Raw genomic sequence first — 21,868 nt, forward strand, 5'->3', positions numbered from 1 at the left:
GTTATGGTTTTTGGGATACTATTTGTAGGTTTTGCTGTATTTATTATTATACAAGCCGTAATACGTAATGGCTCGAGCTCAAACAAAAGTACCTTTGATAGAAATAGGCAAAATGATGCCGCCAACATGTCTTTTATGGCTGCCAGTCATCCGGATCTGCTGGATCCAAACCACTCTAACCACTCTAATCATTCTAACCACCACCATAATCACCACGGAGATCACTCGCATCACCATTCTGGACCTGACAGCGGGGGGCATAGCTGGGGTGGAGACGGCGGACATAGTGGCGGTGGAGACTTCGGTGGGGGTGGAGATGCTGGCGGGGGCGGTTGTGATTAATTGAAAAGAAACGAAAAGGACATCCCTGATCCTTCAGGAATGCCCTTTTTTTAATGCTCATTTATGATACTGAGAATTTTAGCTTGAGTTTGGCTTAATAACTTTTCGGCACGGAGCGCTCTAGCTTATCTTATTGATTAAATTGAAAACGGCTAAGCAGTACCTCACCATTAAAGATGAGATAAACATCGGTAGTTTCAGATTCCACGGACACTTCACCAGTAAGTGTGTTCCACTGCTGCAACACGCCACCCGACGGTACAGTCACAGATCCAACCAGCTTCCCTGCTGGGCTGCCCGTTCTGATCTCAAGGGTGCCTCCTTTTGCAGAGGATACCAAGGCTTCAAAAGCACCTGCCCCTTGCTCGAACAATACATCTTTAAAAGCAATCCAAGCGCCATCTTTTACCGGATGTATGGATGCATCGCCTGCTTTGCACTCGTCCAGATATACGCCTTCGTAGTCATCGTAATTCTCTGCTTTGGTATTGATATACAGATTACGCGACGGAATAACGTCCCCTTGAACTGATAGTTGAGCGGATAATTGGATATCAGCAGATGAACGGCCGATCAGAACCATGTACTCTCCATTTTCCACGCAATATTGCTCACGGGTAACATCCCAGAATGCCAGCTCGGCAACCGGCAACGTAAACTCTATGGTTTGCGATTGACCTGCGGTTAGGTTTACTTTTTCAAAACCCTTCAACTGTTTAATCGGACGTTTCACCCGGGAATTCAGAGCTTGCACATATAGCTGCACCACTTCGTCCCCATCAACAACGCCTGTATTCTCTACTTGAATGGAAATTTTAAACGTGTCATCCGCTTGCAGCTCCTTAGCACTTAGGCTTAGGTTGCTGTAGGAAACTTGGGCATAACTTAAGCCGTGTCCAAACGCATACAGTGGCTCTCCGTCAAAGTACATATATGTTCTTTTGCCTTTGATAATATCATAATCCATCAGCTCAGGCAGCTGTTCTACAGAACGGAACCAAGTCATGTTCAGCTTACCGGAAGGACTGTAATCGCCGAAAAGAACTTCTGCCACCGCATTGCCCAGCTCTTGTCCACTGTGGGAGGTATACAATACAGCCGGGATGTTCTCGTCAATCCAAGTGGAAGTTATCGGGTAACTGCCGACAATGACTACAACTGTATTCGGGTTCGCTTCATAGACAGCCTTGACCAGTCGCTCTTGCTCCTCTGGAAGCACAATATCCGGTCTGTCGATTTCTTCTTTTCCGTTAAGGAGTGGATGGTTGCCCACAAAAACCACAGCGATTTCCGCAGCCTTGGCAGCTTCTACTGCAGCCTCTATGCCGTTAGTTACGATGTTCTTTTTGAAAAGACGTGCTTCCGCATTAGCATCCTGATCTGCCATCTGTAGCGTTCCATCTTCCGGATTCACCGAGATCATTTTATCATTCCAGGTCCGCAAAGATACCGTATCTTCGCTTTCCGGAACGATGTTAATCGATTCTTTTACAAACCAGCCGTAAATTTCATCAGCAGATGCTGTGAGAGTCTCTGCTTCGCTTAAAGTTACATACTGACCGCGACTTGTCGCCTTCAGAGTATTGCTAGTCCAGCCCCAAGCTGTATGTTGGAACAATTCTCCGTGCTCTGCTATGTCATGCTGTACAGCCAGTCTTCCGTCCTCACCTGTGATTCCGATAGCTTGGCCGTTTGCAGCTGAAGTAAGAATGATCTGATCTGCGCCACTCTCAAAAGTAACGTGTTTACCAGGCAGCTTTTTGCTAACACCCTGCAAAGGAGTCACTCCATAAGGTAATGTGCCAGAATACCAATCTCTAAAGGCTTCATCACCAAGCGGACCAATAATCGCCAATTTGCTCAGACTGCTTTTGTTCAATGGCAATGTGCCTTGTTCATTCTTCAACAATACTATAGATTGTTTCGCAGCTTCCAAGGAGAGTGCGGTATGTTTTTTGCTAAGAATAACGGAATCGTCGATTGCATCGTATGGGTTCCCCTCAGCCGGATCGAACTCTCCCAGACGGAAACGAACTCTGAAAGTGTTGGCAAGCGCACGATCCAAATCTTCCTCTGCTAAGAGGCCTTGGTCTAGCGCTTCGTGAAGAACCTTGATTGTCTCTGCGGTTTCTTCTGTTACGCTGTCAATTCCATTTTTGATAGATTCAGCCATCGATTGTGCAAAAGATTCATAATACTTGTGGTCCTTCACGATCCCAAAAAGATCGCCGGCATCGCTTACAATAAAGCCATCCATTTCCCATTCGCCTTTAACCACATCCATTACTGCCGGATGAAGAATAACAGGCACGCCATTCACCGAGTTATAAGCGGTCATCATGGACTGTGCGCCACCTTCTTGAAAAGCAGGCTTAAACGCTTCCAGATAATACTCCCGCATATTTCTCGGATCGATGCTCGCGGAGCAGTTCCCGCGTTCAATCTCATTATTGTTGCCGAGGAAATGCTTCAGCGTTGCTACCGCTTTCAAATAGACCGGGTGATCACCTTGGATTCCCTGCACTAGTGATGTGCTGAGTCGGCCGGTCAACTCTGGATCTTCACCGTAAGCTTCCTCAGTTCTTCCCCAACGTGGATCACGTTCCATATCCACCGTTGGCGCCCATAACGTCAGACCGTTCACCGTTGGATTCTTTTTATAAAAGGCTCTAGCTTCATCTCCGATGGCCGAACCAATTTCCTTCAGCAGCTCTGGATTCCAAGTACAAGCCAGTCCGCTCGGCTGAGGAAAAGAAGTCGCTTTTCCAAGCCAAGAAATCCCGTGCGCCGCTTCCGTACCATGCTTGTAGGCCCCAACACCCAAACGCTCTATGGCAGCTTGATACTGAGGCATCAGGCTTACTTTTTCATCAAGTGTTAGTCTGGAGATCAGATCCTGCACTCGCTCATTTAAAGGTAAATCAATCTGTTGAAATGGATATTTAGCTATATCTGTTCCCATCAAAATCGCTCCTTCGTCTCTTGTTGATAGCGGTTTCATTCATTCCCGAGGACAATCCTTCAAAAAAACTCCTATACGTCCTATCCATCTAATCATAGAAGATTCCCCTCCTCCGCAACACCTTAACAATCTAAATAGAAATCAGGTCATAATTAGAGATTTAGGGGGATGATGTGAGTACGTAGGTTTGCTCGTTATTCGCTCCATCTCCACAATCTACGGGATTTATACCGTTTATTTGCTCACTTCCCACTCCACGCCCACAATCTACGGGATTTATACCGTTCATTTGCTCACTTCTCGCTCCACGCCCACAATCTACGGGATTTATACCGTTCATTTGCCCACTTCCCGCTGTACGCCCACAATCTACGGGATTTATACCGTTTATTTGCCCTATTCTCGCTGCACGCCCACAATCTACGGGATTTATACCGTTTATTTGCCCTATTCTCGCGCCACGCCTCCAATCTGCGGGATTTCTACCGTACATTTGCCCTATTCTCGCTGCACGCACACAATCTACGGGATTTATACCGTTCATTTGCTCGATTTCCGCTGCACAGCTACAATCTACGGGATTTATACCGTTCATTTGCTCACTTCTCGCTCCACGCCCACAATCTACGGGATTTATACCGTTCATTTGCCCAATTCCCGCTCCATCTCCGCAATCTACGGGATTTATACCGTTCATTTGCCCAATTCCCGCTCCACGCCCACAATCTACGGGATTTATACCGTTTATTTGCTCACTTCTCGCTCCACGCCCACAATCTACGGGATTTATACCGTTTATTTGCTCACTTCTCGCTCCATCTCCGCAATCTACGGGATTTATACCGTTCATTTGCTCACTTCTCGCTCCACGCCCACAATCTACGGGATTTATACCGTTTATTCACCACAGCTGAATATCGTTAAGTGAATGTACATATTCATAGCGACAAACCCTCCCACTCACCTGGGAAACTATCGGCTTAAACTTACCTTTCTCACAAAGCGACCTCATACATTTCCTAACTGTACGCAGATCAATGCCAAGCTCCCTCACCAAATCAACAGGCCGAATGTCCCCGTTCGAACGCACCGCAATTTGCAAAATATCACGCTCCAGTCGACTAAACGCCTCCTTCTCTTCTGTCCTCAAAGCGAGGTACGGCATCAGCAATGATCTCAACAAAAAAATAGTATTCTCAGGATTGGCTTCCAGATCATCATATGGTATCGCCACTACCCGATAACCCGCGATTTGTAGATAAGTCTCTCGATTCAATTCCTGCCGATAACGCGTCCGATCTGTGTTTTGCACATGTGGGCCGTAACCTTTTACCTCAAAAGCAAACTTAACCTGCCCAGGCTTCCACGCAAAATCAACAAAATAAGGCCATCCCCGCCAATCCAACACTTCATATTCAGGATGGAGATCATCAAAATGACCCATCATCGGCCACCAAACCTTCTCCGCAAACATTCGCTCACCATGCCCATGTCCCCGCTCCAATCTCCCCCGTCTTTCTCCCGTTCTTCGACTAATATGATCTTCCACCCACTTACGATGTTCTTCCGTAAATCCCATAACGTTCCCCTCCTCCTTGGCATAAAAAAATCCCGCACCCAATTATGGATGCGGGACGTGCTTCGTCCTATTACTCAAAAGTATAGTATTCGCCTTCTTATGCTGTCAATGACACTCTACATTCAACGTTAGCATCGAGCTAAATATACTTGCCTATTAAAAAATCACATTGGTTAGAGTATGTTGCATTAAAGTAATTTCAGCTACAGTTAGATCACTACAGTGAGTTCAGCTAGAATTGGATCACTACAGTGAGTTCAGCTAAATTTAGCTACAGTTAGATCACTACAGTTCAGTTAGTATTAGCTCAGCAAGAGCAATCTCGGTTAAGTAAACTACTTTTGAGTTAGACGACTAGACTTAGCTCAATATAGTATGTTTTGTATAGTAGGTTCAGTTAAAGTAATCTCGGTTTGACTAAGTTCCCCTAGAATAATATTATTCGACCTACCTTTTTGAAATTGTCTAAAATCGTCTCCCATTCTCTACTATTCACTGGCTATCGACCTGTGATTTTTCTATTTAATTGTATTTCATGCAACTATTTAACCCTTATCCCCCTAAAAGTCCATTTAGTTGTACTTTCTACAACTAAAAAAGGAGATATAAGGTAGTTACGCGTAAATGATCAAATTTAGATGTACAAAGTGCAGTTAATTGTTACTTTTCCTAAAACTACTGAAGTTTAGCTGCACAAAATGCAATTAAAACTGAGTTCGAGTGAGGCTGGCTGGATTGCGTCTTAGTTACATCACTTAGCGCCCTAGCTACAACATCGACTTAACTACATTGATTTAGCGACCTAGCTACAACATCGACTTGGCTACATTGATTTAGCGATCTAGCCACAACATCGCGACTTAGCAACATTGACTTAGCGGCCTAGCCACAACATCGCGACTTAGCAACATTAATGTAGCAACCTACCTACAACATTGCGACTTAGCAACATTAATATTGCGACCTACCACAACATCGCGGCTTAGCATCATTAATATAGCGACCTAGCCACAACATCACAACTTAGCACCATTAATATAGCGGCTCAACTAGAGTGACATATTGCTCCTCTTCGCTGCTCTCCCTCACCTAGCAAATGTGCATGCCGAGCGCCTCACCCATAGGCATCATAAGAGATCATTCCAACGACACCCTGACTTCGACACCCTAGCTTCAATCCGAGACGGGAAATCAATGATCATAAATCCATTATCCTTCACAACAACCTTTCACAGAAATGTCGGAGAGCGTTCTTTTGTTCCCTAACAAATCACCGTTTACCGCATATAACTTACGAAATCCCTGCTTATAAAGAATTCGCGCAGCTTTATTTCTTTTGTAGTAACTTCCTGCAAGAATTAATATTGAATCGCCTGGAGATAGACAGTGCTGCCAGACATAGGGTAACCGCCCCAGCGATATATTTATCGAACCACGGATACTGTCCTTCTGGTAATCAACGGCATCCCTGACATCGAGCATTTTCATAGCCAATGATTGATCCGCTAATTCGCGAACCTCACGGACTTCTATATAAGTAAGTGAACGAACAGGCCATGCATAACGTAAAAACCTCAAAATACTAAAGACTATTACGATACTCAGTAGGATCCGTACCATCATGCTCATGCCATTACTCCCGTACCAAAAAATCATCCGTCCAAGCGCCTAATCCACCCGTCATGTTCACAACGTTATACCCCTTTTCACTCAGCAGCTCACAAGCCAGTCCACTACGGCCACCACTTAAGCACATCACAATTATCTCTCCATGAGGATCCAGTTCATCTATGCGCATCAATAGCTGTCCAAGCGGAATATGCTTAGCACCCATTACATGTCCCTCCACCCATTCGGCTGGTTCGCGTATATCCAACATGGTAGGAGTCTCGCCATTCTTCAAGCGTTCCGCAACTTGCTGTGGGGTAATTTCCTTTGAAATTTTAAAAGACATCGAGCATCTCTCCTTCACCTTTATAAAAATAACTTGATTTCCATATCACTATATCATAATATTACGATATAAGGATATTGTAAAGCGAGGTGTTCGTTACCATGGACAAAAATTTTAAAGCTTATAACCAAACCGCCGAAACCTTAAAGGCTATAGCTCATCCCGTGCGCTTATGCATCATCAAAGGACTTCTGGAAAAGGGCAGCTGCAACGTGAGCTTCATGCAGGACTGTCTCGACCTTCCCCAATCTACGGTGTCCCAGCATTTACAGAAGCTTAGATCACTAGGCATCGTTGAAACCGAACGTAATGGGCTAGAAATTAACTATTCTGTTAAAGACGAAAAAATCAAACATCTGATTCAGTTATTTTTAGGGGAGGAATAAGTCATCATGAGTAAAAAAGTATTGATTGTTGGTGGAGTTGCAGGAGGCGCATCAGCAGCAGCCCGACTTCGGAGATTAGATGAAGATGTGCATATTGTAATGTTTGAGCGTGATCCGTACATTTCTTTTGCCAATTGCGGACTTCCTTATTATATCGGGGGTTCCATTCAGGACCGCTCCAAGCTGCTAGTGCAGACACCGGAGGCGATGCATAAACGTTTTAACATCGATGTTCGAATTCAAAGTGAAGTAGTGTCTATCGACCCCGTGAACAAAAAAGTGCGAGTAGAAAGTATAGAAAAAGGCTCCTATGAAGAGAGTTATGATGCGCTTATTTTATCGCCAGGTGCTAAACCGATTCGTCCGAATTTGCCTGGTATCGAGAGTTCCAAAATACACATGTTGCGTAACATTCCCGACACTGACAAAGTCAAAGCTAAAGTCGCTGCGGAAGGCACACGTTCGGCCGTGGTGATCGGTGGTGGATTTATCGGTGTGGAAATGGCTGAGAACCTTAGAGAAGCTGGTCTGGAAGTTTCCTTAATTGAAGCAGGACCACAAATATTAGCTCCATTCGATACTGAAATGTCTTCTATTTTGGCAAAAGAACTTGACGAGCATGGTGTTAATCTTATTTTTTCCGATATGGTCCAAGGGTTTGCTGAGGTGGGAGAACAAATACAGGTGCAATTAGCAAGTGGCACTGTACTGCAAAGTGATATGGTTCTGCTGGCTATCGGCGTTTCTCCGGATACCTCTTTCCTGAAGGACAGTGGCTTAGAATTCGGTCCCCGTGGCCATATTGTAGTCAATGAGCGGATGGAGACAAATCTGGATCAAGTGTACGCTGTAGGTGACGCGGTTGAGGTGGTTGATTTCGTAAACGGAACAAAAACTGCCATTCCACTAGCTGGTCCTGCCAATAAGCAAGGGCGCATTGCTGCGGACAACGTCAGTGGTCTCGGCACAACTTACAAAGGATCACAAGGGACTTCTATTATTAAGGTTTTTGGAGTCACAGGTGCTTCTACTGGAAATAACGAAAAAACACTACAACGTTTGGGTCTGCCGTATCACGTGATTTATATACATCCAAGCTCACACGCAACCTATTATCCGGGGGCAACTCCGATATCTATGAAGCTGATTTTTGATCCAAAAGGTACGGTGCTAGGAGCACAAGCTGTGGGTTACAGCGGTGTAGATAAACGTATCGACGATATCGCTACAGTTATTCGTTTTAGAGGTACGGTCACTGATTTGACGGAGTTGGAGCTATCTTATGCCCCTCCTTATTCTTCCGCAAAAGATCCGGTGAACATGGCCGGCTTTGCCGCTGAAAATATTTTGCAAGGTTTGACTACGGTATTCGTCCCTAAGGATTTAGAGGGTCGTGACAAAAACAACACCATTTTAGTTGACGTACGTTCGGAAATCGAACATGCCAACGGTCATATTGAAGGGTCCATTAATATCCCTGTGGATGATCTGCGTGGTCGGCTAAACGAGCTTGACCCTAGTAAAGAAATTTGGGTGTATTGCCAAGTTGGACTCAGAGGCTACACCGCTTCCCGGATTTTGCAGCAAAAAGGTTACCGTGTGAAGAATCTGACCGGCGGTTATAAAACCTATCAGATGAGCCAATTTACGCCTAAAAAAAAAGATAACTTGACGCCAAACGTTGATACAGCCGTAGCCATTAAAGAAATCGCAGCAACGGGAGCAATGACGGAGCCTGAGACTGGGACTGGCACAGTTACACCAACCGTCAATGCTACAGCTTTCACTGCTAACTCCAGCACAATAGGTGCCCCTTCATCCAAAATAGAAACGGAACTAGCACCTGATTCCGTGCTTGATGCCTGCGGACTGTGCTGCCCAGGGCCGCTGATCCAAGTTAAAATGAGCATGGACCCGCTCTTGGACGGCCAAGTCCTGAAGGTAACTGCTTCCGATCCCGGATTTTATGAGGATATCAAGGCTTGGGCTCGTATGTCCAACCATACGCTTTTGCAGCTAACAAAGCTGCCTACTGGTATGATCGAAGCTTATCTGCGCAAAGGAGTTATCGAGGCTTCAGCATCAGCACCAACCGGAGCAGGCGAACAAGTAATTCAAACTAGCAACGCAAGCACAATGGTTGTTTTTAGCGGGGATTTGGATAAAGCGATCGCTTCCTTCATCATTGCCAACGGAGCAGCATCCAGCGGCAAAAAAGTCACGATGTTCTTTACCTTCTGGGGCCTCAATATTATCCGCAAGGATGAGAAGGTGCATGTGAACAAGAACTTCATCGGTAAAATGTTCGGTGCCATGATGCCACGCGGCAGCCGGAAGCTGACGCTTTCAAATATGAACATGATGGGCATGGGTTCGAAGATGATCCGCTCTCTAATGAAGAGCAAAAATATCTCTTCCTTGGAAGAATTGATTCAGATGGCTATCGACCAAGGTGTGGAAATCGTCGCCTGCCAAATGTCCATGGATCTTATGGGCATCACTCGTGAAGAACTGATTGACGGTGTCGGAATCGGCGGCGTTGGTTATTACCTCGGCCAAGCCGATCAGTCGGGTCATAATCTATTTATCTAAATACCTTAACATCGCAAAGGGACTCCTCTATTTAAATAGAAGAGTCTCTTTCTTATATAAAAATGAACTCACGAGAATCGGTGATATAGATTTGAATAACCAAAATGCAGAAATTGGCTGGATCTGGATACAGAATCTAAAACCTGCTATCCTATTTAATAGGCATTCATCCGAACAACGACCTATTTTAGGTGGAAAAAGGAGATTAAATGAATAACCCGATACATATTCTTGTTGCTGAGGACGACAGCGACATCAACCGATTGCTGTGCAGCATTATTAAGAAAAGCGGCTACATTCCCCAACCCGCTTACTCGGGAACGGAGGCACTTCTCTATCTGGAGCAACGTCAATGGAGCATGCTGCTACTGGATCTGATGCTGCCTGGCATGTCGGGAGAGGAACTACTTGAGAGGATTGCCGGGCGGGACGATATGTCGGTAATTATCATTTCCGCCAAGGGTGAGCCCCAGACCAAGGTGTCTGCCCTACGGGCGGGGGCGGATGATTTCATTACAAAACCCTTCGATGTTGAAGAAGTCTCTGCACGGATCGATTCTCATCTACGTTTGTATTCGCGGATTGCGCAATCGGCTTTGCCTAACGTGCTCCAGCATCAGGGCCTTGTACTTCATCGAGATGCGATGTCGGTTACGGCAAATGGTGTGGAACTGACGCTCACAGCTCTAGAGTTTGAAATTCTCTCGTTACTTTTGTCAGCCCCCAAAAAGGTGTTTACGAAAGCGAATTTGTATGAAAGAGTCTGGCACGAGCCATATTTCGGGGACGACAATACGGTCAATGTCCATATGAGCAATTTGCGCAGCAAGCTAACCAAGGCCGCACCAGGAAGCGAATTTATCGAGACGGTATGGGGCATAGGTTATCGGCTCAAGCCTTAAGACATTCTTAAGATTTGGCTTTAGCTCTTCTTATGTTTTCAATTCTATACTTGGTCTATCACGAAAAGGAGGCCAAGACGAGATGTACGAGTATGTATTAAAAACAAATCAGCTATCCAAAAAGTTCAAGGGCCATACAGCGCTGGACAAAGTCAATTTGTCAATCCGTAAAGGCTCTATTTATGGTTTTATTGGACAAAATGGAGCCGGAAAATCAACATTAATCCGGATTGTGACCGGACTTGCTTTTCCGACTCAGGGGACGATCGAGCTGTTCGGAGCCAGTGAAGAGCAAGCCCTGATCCAGGCTCGTAAGCGAATCGGCTCGATTATCGAGAGTCCCGCTTTATTCCCCCATATGACTGCGAGTGAAAATTTAGAAGCAAACCGGATTCTACGTGGTATTCCCGGCAAAGATTGTGTTCCTAGAATGCTAGAGCAAGTTGGACTGCAGGGCGCCGGAAAGAAGAAAGCCAAAAATTTCTCACTTGGAATGAAGCAGCGGTTAGGTCTTGCCATCGCCTTACTGGGAGATCCCGAATTTCTGATTCTGGACGAGCCAACTAATGGGTTGGATCCGATGGGTGTCGTCGAAATGCGCGAACTGCTCAAGCGACTAAACCGTGAGCTAGGCATTACGATAATGATCTCAAGTCATATTCTAAGTGAGCTGCATTTAATGGCAAGTCATTATGGCATTATTCATCACGGTCAGTTGCTTGAACAACTCACTGCGGAGGAATTAAACGAGAAATGTCAGCAGTATTTATTTATCAAAGTGGATGATCCGGGCAAGGCAACAGCCGTCATTCAGAACGAGCTGGGTACGGCCGATTTCGAAGTGATGCAGGATGGAACCATCAAGTTGTATAGCCGTATTGAGCAGCCAGGCAAAGTATCAACAGCTTTATTCAATGCCGGCCTCGAGATCGAGAAGTTTATGCCTATGGGTGAAGACTTGGAAAGTTATTTTACAAAGCGGATTGGGGGGAACCTAAATGTATAATCTGATCAGAGTGGAGTTTTTCAAGCTCCGTAAGAATAGATCATTTTGGACTTTTCTATTGGCACTTTCCGTTCTCTCGCTTGCTTACCCATTGCTATATTATTTTGATCATCGGTCCAATGGGGAACCTCAGATCACCGGCGCTGAATTTCTGACTACCTTTATTTCAAGCAATGCCTACATTATTAAATTCGGCGTAGCCATTCTGGCTGGATTCTTTATCTCTAACGAATATTCCACAGGAGTCATGAAGACGATCGCATCTTCGGGCAACACCAGAGGGCGGCTGTTCGCAGCAAAACTAATCGTATTCGCAGTTGGAGCCATGGCGATTTCGCTCGTCTTTCCTATTGTCAGCACAGTCGAAGTCACGCTGCTTTCGGGCTTCGGTCATCTGCCGGAAGGAAGCACTACACTTTTCATACCGCGAGCTCTCGGGCTAACGTTATTGTACACGGCTGGTTACGCAGCCATCGGGGCGCTGTTCACCGTAATCCTAACCGACAGCGGCAAAACTATCGGCTTCTCAATGATTTTCTTCCTTATGATCGATACGGTTTTGGCTAGTATAGGTTCGAAGATCTCTTTCTTTAGTAATTTGTACGATTATTCCATCTTCAAACGGGTGAGCGATATCGGTAAGCCCAGTATCGACAGCGGAGATTGGCCAGCGCTTCTACTCGTGCCGTTGTTGACAATAGCCGTTTCCGGGGTACTCGGTATTCTCGTATTCCACCGAAAAGAGATCAAATAACAAATGGGGGGTGCAGGAGAGTGTTGCTTATTCTGACAATCATATTGTTTGCGGCAGGAGCTCTCCTGCTTTTCCGTTTCTTAATGTTAAGGCGAGAACTAGGGCGGATAACAGAGCAATTGCATACCTACAACGAGCGAGCATCCGGTAAAAAAATTGATGTGGCTCTATTCGACCAGAAGCTTGAGGCGCTTGCGGGACAAATCAATCGTCAATCTGATTTAATCGTCGAAGCGGAAGCCCAGCGAAAACGTGTCGAACAAGAATTCCGTCAGGCTGTGGCGAATATTTCACATGATATCCGTACACCCCTCACCTCCATCTTCGGTTATATTCAACTGTTGGAGGATGAGTCAATTACCCCTGATGAAAAGCTTGAATATGTTGCCATCGTTAAAAATCGGACGAAACGGCTGCAGGCGCTGCTGAATGATTTTTTTGAGCTTTCCTTGATCGAATCGCTAGATTATCCTCTACATACGGAAAAGCTTGGGATGAGGGCTCTACTCTCGGAAATACTGGTCGGATTTTACGATTCTTTCAACGAACGCAATATTACACCGGATATACGGCTACCTGAGGAAAATGTATCCGTATACGCCGATGAATCCGCTGTGCGGAGAGTTGTCGAAAATTTACTTGTCAATACGGTCAAACATGCGACTGGGTATGTAGAAATCCATTTCGAACGACAGCAGGAAACAGCTGACTTAACAATAGTAAACGATGCGAAGGAACTAGTCGGAAGCGATATTAACCTCTTATTTGACCGATTCTATACCGCAGACCGTACCCGATCTTCTCAAGCTTCCGGGCTGGGTCTCTCCATCGCCAAAAGTCTAATGAATAAAATGGGTGGCACGCTGACAGCCGAACTGGAGGATGATCAGCTGATAATGACCTGCCGTTGGAAACTAGGTGATGCCGGCATTAGCTTGGCTACTTAATTCATTTTATATTTGGTCTAGACTAACCATTGTTCTAACCCGTTTATGGAATGTAGCCCATTCCCGATAGCCAATGGCCTGCAGGTTTTTCCGGACTTCTTCGAACTGATCTCCCACCCGTTCGGGTTCATGTGCATCTGATCCAATCGTGACCTTCACACCATGAAACAGAGCTCTTTCTAGAAAAGCCGTATCTGGGACACAGTTATCGTCAGAAGTATTAATTTCGAGAACTACGTCACTTGCTGCAACGGTTTGCAGGGTGAAATCCAGCGCTTCTGTCCACAAGCCGGAATAACCGGGAAAATACCGCTTTAAAGCATCCACATGGCCTAGTATGTCGTATAAGCCACTTTTAGCCGATTGAGAGACATAATCATAATACAGATTTTTGGTCGCAAGTTTCCCCGCCTGATCCAATCCGTCCCAGTATTCTCCATCGTAAATGCTGATTCCGCCGAAATTATGAATCGAACCAATCACATAATCAAAGGGATAACTGGCGATGACACTACGATATATATCCAGGGAATCAGGCAAAAAGTCCGCTTCAATCCCCAGCATTACATCAATCTGTCCCGCAAATTCTTTTTTTAAAGCTAGAACCTCATCCACGTATGCAGGAAATTCACTCTTCGCCATAGCTCCTCCGGGCCAGGGCAGGTCTTCCTCCAGCGCAAATGCAGGAGTATGATCTGAGATTCCAATAACCTGTAATCCCTTTTCAATGGCTGCAATTACATAATCTCTTACTGTTCCTGTTGCGTGCCCGCAACGATTATGATGTGTATGATAATCAAACTTCATAAGTTCCCTCCAGGTAATAAACTTTTTTATGATTCGCGTTAACCTTTCGATCCAGAAATAACAATTCCTTGAATAAATACTTTTTGAGCAAAAAAGAACAATAACAGCAACGGAAAGACGGTTACCACAGATGCTGCCATCAACAGATTCCATGGTGTTTGTCCATATGCGGCTGTGAAATTTGCTAATCCTAGTGAAAGAGGATATTGACTGCTTTCACTTAAATAAATAAGTGGACCAAATAAATCATTCCAACGGGACATGATTTCTAGAACAGCCGATGTAGCGAGCGCCGGTGCCGACAAGGGCAGGAGAATTCTCCAATACATGACCAGATGTCCTCCACCATCTATCTTAACTGCCTCATCCATTTCCCTAGAGATCCCAAGATAGAATTGGCGTAGCAAAAAGATAACAAATGCACTGCCTGTAAATGCCGGAACGATAAGCGGCAAATAAGAATTTGTCCAATGAATTTGATTAAATAACAAATATTGAGGAATCAAAGTCACTTGTGACGGGATCATCATTGTGCTGAGTACAAGCACAAACAGAAGCATATTTCCACGGGCACGAAGACGAGCGAACGCAAACGCAGCCATAGAGGAGGCAAGCACAGTCCCAAATACTGAGATACATGTGTAGCCTACCGAATTCAATAAATATCGCCCCATTGGAGCATCTATGAAAATTTGCTTATAATTACTCCATTGAATAGAGGATGGCAGCCATATCATCGGGACTTTATGAATGTCGCCCATGGTTTTTAGCGAGGTGACCAACATCCAGAATAACGGGAATGCGAAAAGAATAACGCCGCCATAAAGGATTAGATATAACAGTATCTTCTGAATGGGCTTCAGCTTGCCGTGTAAAAAACTTCGCTGTCTCATGATGTGAATCCCTCCTATCTTTTAGAGTCATATTCATAGTGGACAAACCGCTTCGAACTCCACATGAATACAAGAGTCAGTGTAAAAAGGATGATAAATAGAATCCAGGCCTGAGCAGAGGCATAACCCATCCGAAATTGTTTAAAGGCTGTATCAAACAAGTAGTATACATAGAAATATGAACTCCAGTCCGGTCCGCCTTTCGTAATGACGTAGGATTCAGTAAATACTTGCAGGGAAGCGATCATTGCAATAATCGTATTGAACAAAACCACCGGCGAAATGAGCGGAAGTGTAATTTTGTAGAACTTTTTCCACACACCTGCTCCTTCAATTGACGCCGCTTCATATAGATCACTCGGAAGAGATTGCAAGGAAGCTAGGAATATCACCATGGTTGAACCTGACGCCGTTAACTGCATCAGAACCATAGATGGGACGACCGTCCCCGGGCTCGTGAACCAGCCTGGACCTTCCACACCAAACCAGTCATAGAGTAAGGAATTGACTACCCCGAAGGTCGGGTTAAGCAGCCAAGACCACAGGAAAGACACCGCCACCCCGGAAATAACACTTGGCGCATAATACAGCGTACGAAGTAATGACTGTCCTCGAACCTTCTGATTCAGCAGCAGGGCAATCACCAACGAAGATACAATGGTAAAGGGTACGGACAATAAGGAATAATAGATGGTGACAGATAACGATTTGTAGAACAGCCTATCCTGAAATAACAGCCTGAAATTATCAAACCCTATAAATTCAGGAGACGAAATTACATTGTATTCGGAGAAACTTAACATCAGCGACACGATGATCGGTCCGCCAGTAAACAATATGAAACCGATAAACCACGGCATAATAAACATCCAGAAGGCGCGTTCCTCCCGCTTACTCTCAGTTGCCATTCGCTTCATGAATCATCCTCCTTACGCGGCCGGCTAGTCTGCGATTAGCGGCCGCTTATCCTTCCAGTTCTAGTTAATCCAGTTTGAGTGAACGGAGGTTCTGATCCACTTCCTTCAGTCCATCTTTCAAATCTTTACTTCCATTCCATACAGAAGACATGGTCTGGTTCATGGTTTCTAGAATCGTATTGAACTTTACGATCAGATGATTTTCAGCTTCACGTCCATACTTAATAGCACCCTCATGGACTTGTTTGAATTCCGCTTTATCCATCCCAATCTGCGAGGATATTTTTTCGTACCACAGTTCAAACAAGCTGCTGTCCGCTGGCGTTCTACCGACATCATTCATATAGCGATAGGCGCCTCCATCGGTTTTGGGATCGGCCAGATATCTGACAAATTCCCAGGCTTCATCCGGATGTTTACTTGAGTTTGAGATGCTCCATGGGTCCACAAAAAGTGTCACTTTGCGGCCATCATGGTAGGGAACAGCTGCGACACCCCAGCGAAAGTCCGCTTTTTCATAAGAACCCAATCCCCAACCTCCATTAATGTACATGGCAACTTTCCCCGTCATGAACACATCTCCAAGCTGAGCCGCGGCAGACACAGTCTGTTGGTCCGGTGCAACCTTATACTTGTTAATTAAATCGAGGTTAAATTGTAACGCTTCAATATTTTTGTCATTAAGTAGATCCGGCTCCCCCATAACCCCTGAGGTATACGCTTCTGGCTTAAAAAAATCACCGCCAAATGACCAAGCCATAGCATTCGGACTAAGGCCGCTTGCAAATCCGAATACCTGCTTGCGTACATTACCTACATCATGAGAAAGCTTTTGAGCAATTTCTAACATTTTATCGTAGTTCCATGAAGTGTCATCCCAGTCCGTTGTTGGATAAGGAATACCCTGCTGATCGAATAAATCCTTATTGTAAAACAGATACGTCGCATTGCTGACAAGCGGAATTCCGAAAAATTTATCATCAATTTTATATACATCCAGCAAATCCTTATCCATCGTATCCAGCTCTGGAGCCCCTTTTTCAATGTAAGGCGTTAAGTCCTTCAGGGCACCCATCTTCATATAAGTAGCAAAACCGCTGTCCGCCTGGTTCGGATTCCACACATCAGGAGCGTTGCCGCTTGAGATCATAGTGGTCAACTTCTGATCGAACTGATCATACGGAATATTCTCAAGATGAACTTTAATATTAGGATGAGTGGCTTCGAACGAAGCGATCGTCTCGTCTTGCCAAGCTTTTTTATCCGGATCTGCAGCCATCACCCAATTAATCTCTACTGTCTCTCCCTTATTACTCTGCACACCTGAAGGGTCGATAGTAGATTCCTTATCACCAGATCCGGCACATGCCGACAATGACATTCCGAGAACTGCAACGGGTAGAAATGTAGAAAGAAGGTTCTTTTTTAAGAATTGAGATTTCATTTTATGTCCCACCTTTTTTCATTTTTCGTTTAAAATCGTTCAAAGCATCTCTAATTTCAGCATAAGTTTACATATAGATTACACAATTCGATAATTTAGATAACATTCTAATTTTCTCTTCACACCCCCTTTGCTAAACCATTCGGAACAACTTCATCATAGCGTCTAAAAATATGATTTTCAGCACATATATTCACTAAATATATTGTTTTTCTGCATATATTCTTGTTAATATAGTTGACATATAACTGAATTGGGAGGGATAGCAAATGGAAACCAATTTTTATGAAGTACAAAAATTCGACATCAGTCGAGAGAAAAAAAGTCAATCCAGCATGCCTACACGACATTACCATAACGGTTATGAGGTTTTTTACATGGTTTCGGGGGATATTTGCTATTTCATAGAGGATAAGGCTTATCAGGTTGTCGGGGGTTCTCTATTGCTGATTGACATCAATAAAATTCATAAGCTTGTCAATTCGAGTGGGGAGACCTTTGAACGAATAACACTTGTATTTAAACGCGAGTTCCTCGAAGATCTGTTTCCGAACAATAAGACGCTTGATTTGCTGTCCACTTTTACACGAGATTGTCATCTGCTGCGATTTAATGGTTCTGAACAAAACTTTATCGAGAAATTATTCAATAAAATGGTCTCTGAATTTACGAAGCAACCTCCCGGCTATGAATTCTATCTAAAAACACTAATGTTTGAGCTGCTTATTTATATTTATCGCCACCAGGAAGCGATGCCTCCTGCAATCACTGAAGAAATCAGTGTAGTGAACAAAAAAATATTTGAAATTGTTGACTATCTCAACCGTTATTACGACCAACGTCATTCCATACGCGATATTGCCAACAGATTCTATATCAGTCCTTCCTACTTCTGCAAAACTTTTCGTGATAGTACAGGCTTCACCTTTACAGAATATTTGAATAATGTGCGGATAAAGGAAGCTCGTGCCTTGTTAATTAATACTGCCTTTAAAGTAGCCAAGATAGCTGAAAATGTTGGATTTGATAATATGACTCACTTTGGTCGGGTATTTAAGGAAATCACCGGGCTTTCTCCATTAAAATACCGCCAGACTTATAAAATAGAGAGTCCATGATGTATCTACGAAAAAGGAGCAGCTGCAATCATTTTTATTACAATATCCACACCAAAAAGACTCCTCTATTTATATAGAAGAGTCTTTTTTTGTTGCGACAGGCTAACGGATTATGTTTAAAATCTAACTCAGTAAGTTTAGGCTTGCTTCTTCAAGCGATGGTATAAGAAATTTATGATCGATTGGCGATGACATCACGATTAGAATCGTGTAGGTACCGTATTTATCACATTGATTTCCGAACTCCTCTAGGGCTCGTGTAGAGTCGGTTACTACTTTCAATAAGTAGTTGTGTTCCCCACTTATACGGTAACATTCGACGACATCAGGACTTGAGCGGCAGAAATCAAGGAATGCATTACAATCCCTAGAATGAAATAACATGTAGGCAGCAGCATGTTTCCCAATCTTTTCAGGAGAAATTATGGTGCGATATTCGCTGATGATGCCTTTTTCCTCCATACGCCTAACTCTCTCCGTAACCGCAGGTTGCGATAAACCGACACATTTCCCCAGCTCTGTCATAGAAATTCTTGCTTGATTTTGAAGATGGAAAAGAATTTGCTTATCAACATGGTCCATCAAAATCGCCTCCTTTAAATTTAAGGTGTTCTATATTAACTAGCTTGTAATTAACCGTTATAAGGCTAATTTAACTTAGTTGCCTTATGTAATCAAGATAACTCGTTATATATAATAACCCTACAATAGTAAAGTGTTCCTGGCTTTAACTATTCCGAAGGGATGAAGACAGATGAGTATATTGGATTCAAACAAAATAAATACAGAATGTTTATCAGGTCGCATCGATAGAGTAATCGATCGAACCCTCGCTGACAAGCGTTTGGTCGGTGCTGTCATTAAAGTGATGATAGATGGGGAACTGGTTTATAGCCGTGCTGCCGGTTTTGCCGACCGCGAGATAGGCCGACTTATGCGAGAAGATGCCTTATTCCGGCTAGCTTCAGTTACTAAACCTATCGTTTCAACGGCAGCCCTAGTATTAGTTGCGCAAGGTCGTCTACAGCTGGACGACCGCGTTGATCGTTGGCTTCCAGAGTTTCAGCCGCGTTTGCAGAATGGCGAGTTCGCGACCTTGACGATTCGTCATTTGATGACGCACACCGCAGGCCTGTCTTACCGATTTTTTCAAGAAGAGAAGGGTTCCTATCAGTCAGCAGGGGTATCAGATGGTATGGATCAGCCCGGCATCACGTTGGAAGAGAACCTGCGTCGTCTTGCCTCTGTCCCCCTCCTTTATACGCCAGGTACCGAGTGGAAATATTCCATCGCGACAGATGTGCTGGGAGCAGTAATTGCAAAGGTCACAGAAACACCGCTCAGTGAAGCTGTACATTCACTCGTGACAAAGCCGCTTGGCATGAGCGACACGGGTTTTATTGCAGTTGACCGAGAACGGCTGGCCACTTCCTATGCCAATGATACTCCAGAGCCACGGCCCTTACTTGAGCCCGACAGTATTGCCTTTGTGGAGGGAACGGCTGGGTTCCTGCTTGCCCCTAGCCGAGCATTTGACACTACTGCCTATCCTTCTGGAGGATCTGGCATGGTCGGCAGCGCCGGAGACTTTTTGCAACTGCTGGAAACATTACGTAAGGGCGGAGCGCCGCTGCTACCGGAGTCACTGGTTCACGATATGACGACCAACCAGATCGGTGATCTGCCAATGGCCTTCTGGCCAGGACGAGGCTTTGGCCTAGGCATTACGGTACTAAAGGATCCTGTCGCCGCAGACACTCCGGAATCCCCGGGTACTTGGCGCATGGGTGGCACTTATGGTCATTCGTGGTTCGTCGATCCGAAGCAACGCCTCAGTGCCGTGGCTTTCACTAATACTGCACTGGAAGGCATGTCGGGTCAGTTTACTGTTGACCTTTGTGATGCCATTTATGATAGACGTAATAAATAGAGCAAGAACACAAGGTGCCTGGGTCCGGAATGAACCGGCCTAGGCTCTCTGTCTAGTAGACCTATTCGTCGTGTGTATCATTGAGTTTGCTAAAATTATATAAGAGAGGGGCTTCTCTATGAGCCAAAACACATCTTCTGCCACACAAAGTGCCTCCAGCACTCCCTCTTCTGAACGTCTGCCATGGGCTGGATTACTCGCCCTAGCCATGACGGGGTTTATCTGTATTCTTACCGAAACGATTCCGGCCGGCTTGTTGCTCCAAATAGGTGAGGGGCTTGGAGTCTCCGAGGCCCTTGCAGGTCAACTTGTCACTTTGTACGCCCTGGGTTCACTGTTGGCGGCGATTCCCTTAACTACCGTGACGCGTGGATGGCGGCGGCGACCACTGCTACTAATGTGCATCCTTGGTTTTCTCATATTCAACACCGTCACCACTTTTTCTTCCAATTATATACTTACGCTGACAGCTCGGTTCTTCGCAGGCGTATCCGCTGGAGTCTTATGGGGGATGATAGCAGGTTACGCCCGGCGCATGGTTCCGGAGTCACTCAAGGGACGAGCAATGGCCGTAGCCATGGTTGGCACGCCTCTCGCTCTGGCACTCGGTGTCCCTGCGGGAACACTTCTTGGCACCCTTGTAGGCTGGCGCTCTATCTTCGGGATCATGTCGCTATTGGCTCTGATGCTAATCGCTTGGGTGTTTTGGAAGCTACCGGACTATCCAGGAGAGGCCCCTGATAAGCGACTCCCTCTCTACAAGGTTTTTGTTATTCCGGGGGTACGGCCGGTACTGTTTGTTGTTCTGGCATGGGTACTGGCACACAACATCTTGTATACCTACATTGCCCCTTATCTTACTCAGGCCGGGCTAACCCAGCGCGTTGACTTGGTACTGCTTATTTTTGGCATTACAGCGCTTGTTGGCATCTGGGTCATCGGTATTTTGATCGACCGCAAGCTGCGTCCATTGGTTCTGATCAGCCTCGCTGCTTTCGCCTTATCATCCATTGTACTAAGCATTAGTAGCAGCCAGCCCGTAGTGATCTATTTAGTGGTTGGTGTATGGGGGTTGACGTTTGGAGGAGCGGCTACTTTGCTACAGACAGCCGTTGCCGAAACCGCTGGCGAAAGTGCAGATGTGGCCCAATCGATGTTGGTGACGGCATGGAACCTAGCTATTGGCGGTGGCGGCGTGATGGGAGGGATTCTTATTGAAACACTTGGTGTCCGCTCCTTCCCGTGGGTAATGTTTATACTATTGATTCTTGCGCTGCTAGTAGCGTGGCGTGCTAAAGATTACGGATTTCCTTCAAGGAAGCGTTAAGCACACAC

The 21,868-nt window shown here is 45.2% G+C and carries 20 protein-coding genes; 11 read left to right on the top strand and 9 right to left on the bottom strand.

Annotated features, from left to right (window positions below):
• The first annotated feature begins 3 nt into the window (after positions 1–3).
• Positions 4–342 carry a hypothetical protein gene (locus NST45_RS19745; RefSeq protein ID WP_076141197.1) on the top strand — a complete coding sequence of 113 codons (339 nt, stop codon included), beginning with the start codon at positions 4–6 and terminating at the stop codon, positions 340–342.
• Between the two features lie 130 nt (positions 343–472).
• On the opposite strand, the gene NST45_RS19750 is transcribed toward NST45_RS19745, so the two are convergent.
• Positions 473–3,304: a glycoside hydrolase family 3 protein gene (locus NST45_RS19750; RefSeq protein ID WP_076141196.1), complete on the bottom strand. Its 2,832-nt coding sequence runs from the start codon at positions 3,302–3,304 to the stop codon at positions 473–475.
• Between the two features lie 187 nt (positions 3,305–3,491).
• On the opposite strand from NST45_RS19750, the gene NST45_RS19755 reads away from it, so the two are divergent.
• Positions 3,492–4,232, top strand: coding sequence for a hypothetical protein (locus NST45_RS19755; RefSeq protein ID WP_339192786.1), 741 nt, complete (start codon positions 3,492–3,494; stop codon positions 4,230–4,232).
• Here the strand turns inward: NST45_RS19755 and NST45_RS19760 are convergent.
• The 3 genes from NST45_RS19760 to NST45_RS19770 all read right to left on the bottom strand — a co-directional run bounded on the left by NST45_RS19760 (position 4,206) and on the right by NST45_RS19770 (position 6,837).
• On the bottom strand, positions 4,206–4,883 hold the full coding sequence (locus tag NST45_RS19760; protein ID WP_036675732.1) for a winged helix-turn-helix domain-containing protein: 678 nt from the start codon (positions 4,881–4,883) through the stop codon (positions 4,206–4,208). The genes NST45_RS19755 and NST45_RS19760 overlap by 27 nt on opposite strands.
• Positions 4,884–6,092: 1,209 nt before the next feature.
• Positions 6,093–6,512, bottom strand: coding sequence for a rhodanese-like domain-containing protein (locus tag NST45_RS19765; protein ID WP_076141195.1), 420 nt, complete (start codon positions 6,510–6,512; stop codon positions 6,093–6,095).
• Between the two features lie 4 nt (positions 6,513–6,516).
• The gene (locus NST45_RS19770) at positions 6,517–6,837 is read right to left on the bottom strand and encodes a rhodanese-like domain-containing protein (protein WP_076141194.1); all 321 of its coding nucleotides are present in this window, start codon (positions 6,835–6,837) and stop codon (positions 6,517–6,519) included.
• Between the two features lie 101 nt (positions 6,838–6,938).
• Here NST45_RS19770 and NST45_RS19775 point away from each other — a divergent pair, with 101 nt between their 5' ends.
• The 6 genes from NST45_RS19775 to NST45_RS19800 all read left to right on the top strand — a co-directional run bounded on the left by NST45_RS19775 (position 6,939) and on the right by NST45_RS19800 (position 13,424).
• Positions 6,939–7,223 carry a metalloregulator ArsR/SmtB family transcription factor gene (locus NST45_RS19775; protein ID WP_036675735.1) on the top strand — a complete coding sequence of 95 codons (285 nt, stop codon included), beginning with the start codon at positions 6,939–6,941 and terminating at the stop codon, positions 7,221–7,223.
• 6 nt (positions 7,224–7,229) lie between these two features.
• Positions 7,230–9,815 carry an FAD-dependent oxidoreductase gene (locus NST45_RS19780; protein ID WP_076141193.1) on the top strand — a complete coding sequence of 862 codons (2,586 nt, stop codon included), beginning with the start codon at positions 7,230–7,232 and terminating at the stop codon, positions 9,813–9,815.
• A 209-nt stretch (positions 9,816–10,024) separates the two neighbouring features.
• Entirely contained in the window at positions 10,025–10,717 is a 693-nt protein-coding gene (locus NST45_RS19785) for a response regulator transcription factor (protein ID WP_076141192.1), read from the top strand.
• An 82-nt stretch (positions 10,718–10,799) separates the two neighbouring features.
• On the top strand, positions 10,800–11,723 hold the full coding sequence (locus NST45_RS19790) for an ABC transporter ATP-binding protein (RefSeq protein WP_076141191.1): 924 nt from the start codon (positions 10,800–10,802) through the stop codon (positions 11,721–11,723).
• Positions 11,716–12,477 carry an ABC transporter permease gene (locus NST45_RS19795; protein WP_076141190.1) on the top strand — a complete coding sequence of 254 codons (762 nt, stop codon included), beginning with the start codon at positions 11,716–11,718 and terminating at the stop codon, positions 12,475–12,477. The genes NST45_RS19790 and NST45_RS19795 overlap by 8 nt, the downstream gene beginning before the upstream one ends.
• 20 nt (positions 12,478–12,497) lie before the next feature.
• A complete protein-coding gene (locus NST45_RS19800; protein WP_249267682.1) occupies positions 12,498–13,424 on the top strand; it encodes a HAMP domain-containing sensor histidine kinase in 927 nt (308 codons plus the stop codon).
• A 6-nt stretch (positions 13,425–13,430) separates the two neighbouring features.
• Here NST45_RS19800 and NST45_RS19805 read toward each other — a convergent pair whose 3' ends face one another.
• The 4 genes from NST45_RS19805 to NST45_RS19820 all read right to left on the bottom strand — a co-directional run bounded on the left by NST45_RS19805 (position 13,431) and on the right by NST45_RS19820 (position 17,485).
• Positions 13,431–14,231, bottom strand: a complete 801-nt coding sequence (locus tag NST45_RS19805; protein ID WP_036675745.1) for a histidinol-phosphatase HisJ family protein — start codon at positions 14,229–14,231, stop codon at positions 13,431–13,433.
• Positions 14,232–14,269: 38 nt separating this feature from the next.
• Positions 14,270–15,124 (bottom strand): carbohydrate ABC transporter permease, encoded by an 855-nt coding sequence (locus NST45_RS19810; protein WP_036675746.1) that lies wholly within the window; start codon positions 15,122–15,124, stop codon positions 14,270–14,272.
• Between the two features lie 14 nt (positions 15,125–15,138).
• Entirely contained in the window at positions 15,139–16,041 is a 903-nt protein-coding gene (locus tag NST45_RS19815) for a sugar ABC transporter permease (protein WP_036675748.1), read from the bottom strand.
• Between the two features lie 64 nt (positions 16,042–16,105).
• On the bottom strand, positions 16,106–17,485 hold the full coding sequence (locus NST45_RS19820; protein WP_036675749.1) for a sugar ABC transporter substrate-binding protein: 1,380 nt from the start codon (positions 17,483–17,485) through the stop codon (positions 16,106–16,108).
• A gap of 269 nt (positions 17,486–17,754) precedes the next feature.
• On the opposite strand from NST45_RS19820, the gene NST45_RS19825 reads away from it, so the two are divergent.
• Positions 17,755–18,603, top strand: a complete 849-nt coding sequence (locus NST45_RS19825; RefSeq protein ID WP_036675751.1) for an AraC family transcriptional regulator — start codon at positions 17,755–17,757, stop codon at positions 18,601–18,603.
• A gap of 123 nt (positions 18,604–18,726) precedes the next feature.
• Here the strand turns inward: NST45_RS19825 and NST45_RS19830 are convergent, their stop codons facing one another.
• Positions 18,727–19,185 carry an Lrp/AsnC family transcriptional regulator gene (locus tag NST45_RS19830; protein WP_036675753.1) on the bottom strand — a complete coding sequence of 153 codons (459 nt, stop codon included), beginning with the start codon at positions 19,183–19,185 and terminating at the stop codon, positions 18,727–18,729.
• A gap of 172 nt (positions 19,186–19,357) precedes the next feature.
• Between NST45_RS19830 and NST45_RS19835 the strand changes: the two genes are divergently transcribed.
• Positions 19,358–20,533 (top strand): serine hydrolase domain-containing protein, encoded by a 1,176-nt coding sequence (locus NST45_RS19835; RefSeq protein WP_339279643.1) that lies wholly within the window; start codon positions 19,358–19,360, stop codon positions 20,531–20,533.
• A gap of 118 nt (positions 20,534–20,651) precedes the next feature.
• On the top strand, positions 20,652–21,860 hold the full coding sequence (locus NST45_RS19840) for an MFS transporter (RefSeq protein WP_076104732.1): 1,209 nt from the start codon (positions 20,652–20,654) through the stop codon (positions 21,858–21,860).
• Positions 21,861–21,868: the final 8 nt, after the last annotated feature.

The organism is Paenibacillus sp. FSL R7-0163 (genome assembly GCF_037969975.1).
GTDB classification, from domain to species: domain Bacteria; phylum Bacillota; class Bacilli; order Paenibacillales; family Paenibacillaceae; genus Paenibacillus_AQ; species Paenibacillus_AQ odorifer.